This window comes from Hoeflea sp. BAL378, from assembly GCF_000759435.1.
Classification (GTDB): domain Bacteria; phylum Pseudomonadota; class Alphaproteobacteria; order Rhizobiales; family Rhizobiaceae; genus Hoeflea.
In genome coordinates, this window is sequence record NZ_JRJG01000096.1 from 1 (window position 1) to 4929 (window position 4929).

Genomic DNA, 4929 nt, shown 5'->3' on the forward strand with positions numbered 1-4929 from the left:
CACCTGCAGGCGCGGCCCGCCGCACCCGATTCTCCGGATGGCCGGCCACCCCTGTGCTTATCAGAAACGCGGCGGCCCGAAGCCCGTCATCGCCGAAATACACAGGATTTCGGCCGTCGCCCGCGCGGCGCTCACCCCAGCGTCAGGCCGAAACCGTGCATCAACTGCTGAACATTGGTGTCGGGGGTGCCCGAGGTGAAGACGACCGTGTCCTTGGCGTCGGGCAGTGCGTCGGAGATGTGACTAGCTCATATTCCAACGGGTTCCTTGGCTCGTTACTCGGCATTCATCCAATCGATAAAGTCGTTCCAAGTAACTTCGACTCCATTTTCCCGTTTGGTTTTCCCCTCACACCAAATCAGTTTCGTCTTTGTGATCACTAGATCACCTCGGAAATCCCCATTTGGGTTATAGACCTCAAGCTCGACTCCCTTATTTTTGACACTCATTAAAACATCGAACTTTTTAATGTTGACTTCCATGTTTCCGATTCCTGTTGTTGCAAGTCGGAAAATGCATTCAGTTTCAGGCGCAAGTCAACAGGGGAGAAAAGACGATTAAAGCATATCATGTCTGCTCACCCCAGCGTCAGCCCGAAGCCGTGCATCAGCCGCTGCACATTGGTGTCGGGCGTGCCCGAGGTGAAGACGACCGAGTCCTTGGCGTCGGGCAGCGCGTCGCCGCCGGGCAGCGTCTCGACGATCGCCAGCGCGCGGCGGGCGATGGCTTCCGCCGGGTCGATCCAGTCCACCGGCCAGGGCGCCATCTTGCGCATGCGATTGACCAGGAACGGAAAATGCGTGCAGGCCAGCACCACAATGTCGGTCTGCTTGCCGTTCAGGCTGACGAAGCACGGCGCGATTTCCGCCGCGACCGCCGCCTCGTCGACAAAGCCCTTGCGCATATAGGTCTCGGCGAGGCTCGCGAGGTTTTCCGATCCCACCAGCCGCACATGCACCTTGCCGGCATAATCGCGGATCAGGTCGCGGGTATATTGCCGCTTCACCGTGCCCGGCGTCGCCAGCACCGAGACCAGGCCCGAGCGGGTGCGTTCGGCCGCGGGCTTGATCGCCGGCACGGTGCCGACGAAGGGCACCTCGGGATAGGCGGCCCTGAGCTCCGCCATGACGATGGTGGAGGCGGTGTTGCAGGCGATCAGCGCCAGCGCCGGCCGGTGCCGGGCGATCAGGCCGCTGAACAGGTCGACGATCCGGTCCCGGAGCGCCCCCTCTTCCCAGCGGCCATAGGGAAAGCCCGCGTCGTCGGCCACATAGACGAAGCGCCGGCCGGGCATGATCACGCGGGCCTCGCGCAGCACGCTCAGGCCGCCGATGCCGCTGTCGAAAACCAGAACCGGCCCGTCGCTCATTCCGCCTCTCCCTCGTCCGTACCCGGCGCGGCGCCTTGCCCCGGCGCGCGCTGCCCGGGGCGACTGAACCTGTCAAATGAGGCAAAAAGACCGCGCAGCACGTTGATTTCGTCGGTCGAGAATCCCGGCCGCGTCAGCACGGCGCGAAGATTGTCCACCGCCTTCATCCGCTTGGTCGCGGAGCGGAAATAGCCGCGCGCATCGAGCCCCTCCTCGATCTGGGCGAACAGGCCGTGCAGGTCCGATTTCGGCGCCGGCGTCACTTGCGCCTTGTCGAACGCCGTCTCATAGGGGCTCGCAAGGCCGGATTTCATCCATTCATAGGACATCAGCAGCACCGCCTGGGCGATATTGAGCGAGGCATAGGCCGGATTGACCGGGAAGGTGACGATCTCGTCGGCCAGGCTGATCTCCCAGTTGCGCAGGCCGATGCGCTCGCGCCCGAACAGAAGCCCGGTCTTCTGCCCGGCGTTTTCGCGCGCCCTCAGCGCCTCGCCCGCCTCCACCGGCCCCGCCACCGGCTTGTGGCCGTCGCGCGGCCGCGCCGTGGTGGCATAGACGAAGCTGAGATCCGCCATGGCTGCCTCGAGCGTGTCGAACACCACCGCACCTTCAATCACATGGCTGGCGCCCGCCGCCGCACTCACCGCCTTGTCGTTCGGCCAGCCGTCGCGCGGATTGACGATGCGAAGATTGGAAAGGCCGAAATTGGCCATGGCGCGCGCCACCATGCCGATGTTCTCGCCCAGTTGCGGCTCCATCAGGATGATCGCCGGCCCGCCGGTGATGAGTTCGCGGTTCCTGTCGGTGCCCGCCATCTAGGCTTCGCCCCGGCGCAGATCCGCCCATTCGCGCGCGAGCATGGCGTAGTAGAACTCCTCGTCCCAGACGCCCTTGAACCGCGCGTGTTCGCGGAAATGCGCTTCCCGGCGCATGCCGAGCCGCTGCATCAAAGCCCAGGAGCGGTCGTTGCGCGCATCGCAGCGCCCGAAGATGCGGTGCAGCCCGAAATGGCCGAACCCCAGGTCCATCACCGCGGTGGCCGCTTCCGTGGCGTAGCCCCGGCCGGCAAAAGCCGGATTGAACGAGAAGCCGAGCTCGCCCTGCCGCGCCTCCCAGTCCCGGAACAGCAGCACCATGTCGCCGATCAGCGCGCCCGAATCCTTGAGCGTGACAGCGAAGACCATCGACAGCGGCGCCTCCGGCGTGCCGTCAGGCTCCATCCATTTGGCCACCTCCGCCGCCACCTCCTCGCGCGAGCGCGGCTCCCAATACTGGTAGCGCGCCACCTCTTCGAGGCTCTGATAGGCGTGCACGGCATCGACATCGGCCGGCGTGAACGGACGCAGCCGCAAGCGCGAGGTTTCAATCGGAAAGGTCAATTCGGCCAAGGCGCGCCCCGTGTCTGTCATGGCGACAGCACTACTGCCGCGCCCGCTTACAATCAAGCCGGCGGCTCTCCCGGCACGAACCCTGGCTGGCGGGCGCGCGGATTTCTGGCATACTCCCGCGCAGGATCATCCGCCGGAGCCTTCCCATGCCTGCCGATCTTGCCCCACGCATCCGTTCGCTGCTGGCGGACACGCCGCATATTGCCGAAGTCCGCATGTTCGGCGGCCTCTGCTTCACCCTGAACGGCCACATGCTCTGCGCCGACAGCCACACCGGCCAGTTGCTGCTGCGGCTGAGTGCCGCCGATCACCAGGCGGCCCTTGGCCGGCCCGGCGTCTCGCCCATGGTGATGCGCGGCAGGCCGATGGCCGGCTATCTCTATGTCGCGCGGAGCGAACTCGCGGAGGATGCCGCGCTCGAACGGTGGATCGCCATGGCGGTGGCGCATGTGAGCGCCCTTCCCCCGAAGAAGAGCCGCAAGAAAGCGGCCGCCGCCGGCTGAGCGGATCGGCGCGGCGGAGCCGCCCGTGAGCCCGGTCTGCCACCTTCGCCGCAATCGCACCCTGCCGGGCGCTCCGCGTGTTGTGCGCCCGCGCCGCTTTTGTTAAGAGATGCGCCACCTGAACGGGCGGCCTCCGGCTGCCCCCCGACAACCCTCTCAAAAGGTCGAACAAGAATGGCAAAGATCAAGGTTGCAAATCCGGTCGTGGATCTCGACGGCGACGAGATGACGCGGATCATCTGGCAGTTCATCAAGGAAAAGCTGATCCTGCCCTACCTCGATCTGCCGATCGACTATTACGACCTGTCGGTGCAGTCCCGCGACGAGACTGACGACCAGGTGACCATCGATGCCGCCAACGCCATCAAGAAGCACGGCGTCGGCATCAAATGCGCCACCATCACCCCCGACGAGGCCCGCGTCGAGGAATTCGGGCTGAAGAAGATGTGGCGCTCGCCCAACGGCACCATCCGCAACATCCTCGGCGGCGTGATCTTCCGCGAGCCGATTATCATGAAGAACGTGCCGCGCCTGGTGCCGGGCTGGACCAAGCCGATCATCGTCGGCCGTCACGCCTTCGGCGACCAGTACCGCGCCACCGATTTCCGCTTCCCCGGCAAGGGCAAGCTCTCGATCAAGTTCGTCGGCGACGACGGCCAGACGATCGAGCACGAAGTCTACGACGCGCCCTCCGCCGGCGTCGCCATGGCCATGTACAACCTCGATGATTCGATCCGCGATTTCGCACGCGCGTCGCTGAATTACGCGCTGATGCGCGGCGTGCCGTGCTACCTGTCGACCAAGAACACCATCCTCAAGGCCTATGACGGCCGCTTCAAGGACCTGTTCGAGGAAGTCTTCGAGGCCGAGTTCAAGGCCAAATACGCCGAAGCCAAGATCTGGTACGAACACCGCCTGATCGACGACATGGTCGCCTCGGCGCTGAAATGGTCGGGCGGCTATGTCTGGGCCTGCAAGAACTATGACGGCGACGTCCAGTCCGACATCGTCGCCCAGGGCTTCGGCTCGCTCGGCCTGATGACCTCGGTGCTGATGACGCCGGACGGCAAGACCGTGGAAGCGGAAGCCGCCCACGGCACGGTGACGCGCCACTACCGCCAGCACCAGAAGGGCGAGGAAACCTCGACCAACTCGATCGCCTCGATCTTCGCCTGGACCCGCGGCCTCGCCCACCGCGCCAAGCTCGACGACAATGCCGAGCTCGCCACCTTCGCCGACACGCTGGAGCGGGTCTGCGTCCAGACGGTGGAATCGGGCTTCATGACCAAGGATCTGGCGCTCCTGATCGGTCCCGACCAGCCCTGGCTGTCGACCACCGGCTTCCTCGACAAGATCGACGAGAACCTGCAGAAGGCCATGGGCTGACCGATGGCCGCCGGTCCGGTCGCCACGCTCAGACGGCTGTGGCGCACCAACCGGTGGCTTACGCTCTCGTTCCTGCTGACTTTGGCGCTGGCGCTGGTGTTCATCATCCGCGCCGGCGTTTTTGTTGTCTATTGGCAGACCCACGCCGACGAGCCGATCGAAGGCTGGATGACGATCCGCTACGTCGCCAGGTCCTACCGGGTCGACCCGAGGATCGTCCACAACGCCATTCACGTGAAGATGACCGGTCCCGACCGCCGGCCGCTGGTCAAGATCGCCC

General features: G+C 64.9%; 7 protein-coding genes. 3 read left to right on the plus strand and 4 right to left on the minus strand.

Annotated features, from left to right (window positions below; all coding sequences use genetic code 11):
• Nucleotides 1-275: 275 nt before the first annotated feature.
• The 4 genes from LL06_RS18730 to LL06_RS18745 form a co-directional block, all read right to left on the minus strand.
• Entirely contained in the window at nucleotides 276-482 is a 207-nt protein-coding gene (locus LL06_RS18730; protein ID WP_035530340.1) for a hypothetical protein, read from the minus strand.
• Nucleotides 483-577: 95 nt separating this feature from the next.
• A complete protein-coding gene (gene murI / locus LL06_RS18735) occupies nucleotides 578-1369 on the minus strand; it encodes a glutamate racemase (RefSeq protein ID WP_035530342.1) in 792 nt (263 codons plus the stop codon).
• Nucleotides 1366-2187 (minus strand): RNA methyltransferase, encoded by an 822-nt coding sequence (locus LL06_RS18740; protein ID WP_035530344.1) that lies wholly within the window; start codon nucleotides 2185-2187, stop codon nucleotides 1366-1368. Before LL06_RS18740 ends, murI begins: the two co-directional genes overlap by 4 nt.
• Nucleotides 2188-2760 carry a GNAT family N-acetyltransferase gene (locus LL06_RS18745; protein WP_035530346.1) on the minus strand — a complete coding sequence of 191 codons (573 nt, stop codon included), beginning with the start codon at nucleotides 2758-2760 and terminating at the stop codon, nucleotides 2188-2190.
• A 146-nt stretch (nucleotides 2761-2906) separates the two neighbouring features.
• Here LL06_RS18745 and LL06_RS18750 point away from each other — a divergent pair, with 146 nt between their 5' ends.
• The 3 genes from LL06_RS18750 to LL06_RS18760 all read left to right on the plus strand — a co-directional run.
• Nucleotides 2907-3263 (plus strand): TfoX/Sxy family protein, encoded by a 357-nt coding sequence (locus LL06_RS18750; RefSeq protein ID WP_035530347.1) that lies wholly within the window; start codon nucleotides 2907-2909, stop codon nucleotides 3261-3263.
• Nucleotides 3264-3437: 174 nt separating this feature from the next.
• Complete coding sequence (locus tag LL06_RS18755; RefSeq protein ID WP_035530348.1) at nucleotides 3438-4649, plus strand: NADP-dependent isocitrate dehydrogenase; 1212 nt, start codon at nucleotides 3438-3440, stop codon at nucleotides 4647-4649.
• A 3-nt stretch (nucleotides 4650-4652) separates the two neighbouring features.
• Nucleotides 4653-4929 (plus strand): hypothetical protein (locus LL06_RS18760; protein ID WP_035530349.1); only part of this gene is annotated, 277 nt, incomplete at its 3' end.

What these genes read in the sequence shown, in the direction of transcription:
- LL06_RS18730 (WP_035530340.1), bottom strand. Translation starts at nt 482, where the DNA reads ATGGAAGTCAACATTAAAAAGTTCGATGTTTTAATGAGTGTCAAAAAT.
- murI (WP_035530342.1), bottom strand. Translation starts at nt 1,369, where the DNA reads ATGAGCGACGGGCCGGTTCTGGTTTTCGACAGCGGCATCGGCGGCCTG.
- LL06_RS18740 (WP_035530344.1), bottom strand. Translation starts at nt 2,187, where the DNA reads ATGGCGGGCACCGACAGGAACCGCGAACTCATCACCGGCGGGCCGGCG.
- LL06_RS18750 (WP_035530347.1), top strand. Translation starts at nt 2,907, where the DNA reads ATGCCTGCCGATCTTGCCCCACGCATCCGTTCGCTGCTGGCGGACACG.
- LL06_RS18755 (WP_035530348.1), top strand. Translation starts at nt 3,438, where the DNA reads ATGGCAAAGATCAAGGTTGCAAATCCGGTCGTGGATCTCGACGGCGAC.